The sequence below is a fragment of the Actinosynnema sp. genome (assembly GCF_052038725.1).
This window is the reverse complement of sequence record NZ_JBQGCX010000040.1, coordinates 1-1,903: the sequence shown is the minus strand read 5'-3', so window position 1 is coordinate 1,903 and position 1,903 is coordinate 1. Positions and strand designations below refer to the sequence as shown.

The 1,903-nt window shown below is 76.6% G+C and carries 2 protein-coding genes; both read right to left on the bottom strand.

Translation table 11 applies throughout. From position 1 onward, the window contains the following. Positions 1–1,211, bottom strand: a 1,211-nt coding sequence (locus tag ACTUAL_RS00740; RefSeq protein WP_440898905.1) for an HEXXH motif domain-containing protein, incomplete at its 3' end; no start/stop codon positions are given. Between the two features lie 139 nt (positions 1,212–1,350). Further along, the gene (locus ACTUAL_RS00735; RefSeq protein WP_440898904.1) at positions 1,351–1,509 is read right to left on the bottom strand and encodes a hypothetical protein; all 159 of its coding nucleotides are present in this window, start codon (positions 1,507–1,509) and stop codon (positions 1,351–1,353) included. Positions 1,510–1,903: the final 394 nt, after the last annotated feature.

The window sequence follows — 1,903 nt, the reverse complement described above, 5'->3', positions numbered from 1 at the left end:
GCGACCACCGCGTCCCCTGCGGGGCGGACGTGCCGCAGCCGCCACCGGACCCCGTGCGCGGCCCCCGTCAGCCGCACCGCCTCGCTCGTCCGCTCGCCGACGTCGACGGGACCGCACACCGCCAGCCGCGCGGACGCCGAGGCCACCAGCAGGCGCCCCGGTCCGGTCAGCGAGGCCGCGCCGCGCACCCGCGCCACGGCCCGCCCCACCTGGTCCGCGCGCAGCGCCAGGCTGTAGTCGGCGAGCCCGCGGAGCGACGGCGGCACGAGGTCGCGCTCGACCCGCCAGAACTCGACCACGGCGGTGAACGCGTAGATCCCGTGCAGCATCCCCAGCAGCGGCCTCGGGTCCTCGCGCCACGGCGCGCAGTACCCCACCCCGTCCGGCCGCTCCAGCTCGACCAGGGGCAGCAGCGCGTTCACCTTCGAGTGCTGCGCCTCGTGCACCAGCGCCTCGGCCAGTTCGAGCGCGGACCCCTTCGGTGACATGGCCACGCACCCGAACGCGTCCGCCGACGACGCGGCGAACACCGGTCTCGACCGCTCCAGCGGCACGATGCTCGACAGCACCGAGGACAGCTCCTCCGCCGCGCCGGGGTGGCGCCGGGCCAGCAGCTCCCACGCCTCGTCCAGGTGCTTGGCCCACTCCAGGCGGTGGGCCGGGTCCAGCGGCCGGGCGGGCACCGGGGCGCCGAACTCGCGGTAGGGGTCGCTGTCGTCCAGCACCACCTCGACCACCAAACCCCCGCCCGCCAACCGGTGCCGCCTCACCGGCTCCACGACGAGCGGTTCCCGCCCGCCCGCGACGGTCACCGACGCCCCGCCCGCGTCCAGCGCGAACCGGGCGTGCCCCACCGGGAGCGCCGTGCGCACCGGGAAGGTCCCGACGGTCGGCAGCGTGACGGCGCCGTGCAGCACGGGCACCGGCAGCGCGCAGGGCAGCCCCGTGCGCACGGCGGCCGAGGCGGCCAGGGCGTGGAACCCGCCCACCTGGGACCACAGCGGCGTGGGGTCGTCCCGCGCGCCGAGCACCTGCCGCAGCGCCCTGCCCAACCACACCCCGACGGTCGGGTGCATCAGCACGTCCGCGACCACGTCGGCCGACCGCCGCTCGGCGTCCGCCAGCACGGCCCACGCGGCCCCGACGTCGGTGAACGGGCCCAGCCCGTCCGGCAGCGCCGCGACCGCGTCGGCGAAGGCCAGCAGCTTCAACCTCCGGGTGCTGTGCTCGGCCTCGCGCAGCAGGGCGACCTCCCGCCGGGTCGCCGCGCCCGAGCAGATCCGCTCGAAGGCCCGCAGCGGCAGCCGGTGCCGCGACGGTGTCCCATCCCGCGCGGACCGCCGCCAGCGGTCAACGCTGCTCTTGGACGCGGTCGTCGCCCTCGCGCCGGGCCTGCTCGCAGATCCGCCGCAGCGCCTCGACGATCTCGGGCGTGCGCAGGCTCCTCAGCGTCGACAGGGGGAGCGCGGAGACGTCGGGCAACCTGGACGGCAGAGCGTCCCGTTCCACCACTGCGACCACCTCCTCGTGAGCGGTCCTGGTGCGACCATCATGCCCGACCCCGACCGGGGTCCGAATCGGCCAGGTGGGCTGGTGCGCCCCGCGCGCGGGGGCGGAGCACCCGGCCGCGACGTGCTGCTCCCGCCTGGACGGCCCATCGGGGGCACGGTGTTCCGCCGATCGTCCGCCGGGGGTCCGCGCGCGGCTCCCCGCACCACGGGTTTCCCGCGCAGACCGCAATTCTGCGTATTCGGCGACCGCGTCGGTGGCCGATCATCCGGACAGGTGCCTGTCCGGCCGCTCCCGGCGGGGCGGCGGGCGGGAACGTCGATCGGGGTGGTGTCCTTGCTGTCGCCGAGTCTCCCGCTGCACCACGGCATCGTCATGCTCGACGTCGAGGGCT